Annotated in this window: 1 rRNA gene; it reads left to right on the top strand. The window is 53.3% G+C overall.

Going from position 1 to position 383, the window contains the following annotated elements:
• Positions 1–383: ribosomal RNA gene (locus APU11_RS18605) — 16S ribosomal RNA — on the top strand; the annotation flags it as partial.

The following is a 383-nucleotide window of genomic DNA, read 5'->3' as shown; positions in this document are numbered from 1 at the left end:
CCTGGGGAGTACGGCCGCAAGGTTAAAACTCAAATGAATTGACGGGGGCCCGCACAAGCGGTGGAGCATGTGGTTTAATTCGATGCAACGCGAAGAACCTTACCTGGTCTTGACATCCACAGAACTTAGCAGAGATGCTTTGGTGCCTTCGGGAACTGTGAGACAGGTGCTGCATGGCTGTCGTCAGCTCGTGTTGTGAAATGTTGGGTTAAGTCCCGCAACGAGCGCAACCCTTATCCTTTGTTGCCAGCGGTTAGGCCGGGAACTCAAAGGAGACTGCCAGTGATAAACTGGAGGAAGGTGGGGATGACGTCAAGTCATCATGGCCCTTACGACCAGGGCTACACACGTGCTACAATGGCGCATACAAAGAGAAGCGACCT

It is taken from the genome of Enterobacter sp. 50793107 (genome assembly GCF_001463365.1).
GTDB lineage: Bacteria > Pseudomonadota > Gammaproteobacteria > Enterobacterales > Enterobacteriaceae > Enterobacter > Enterobacter cloacae.
This window is presented reverse-complemented; position numbering and strand designations above follow the sequence as displayed.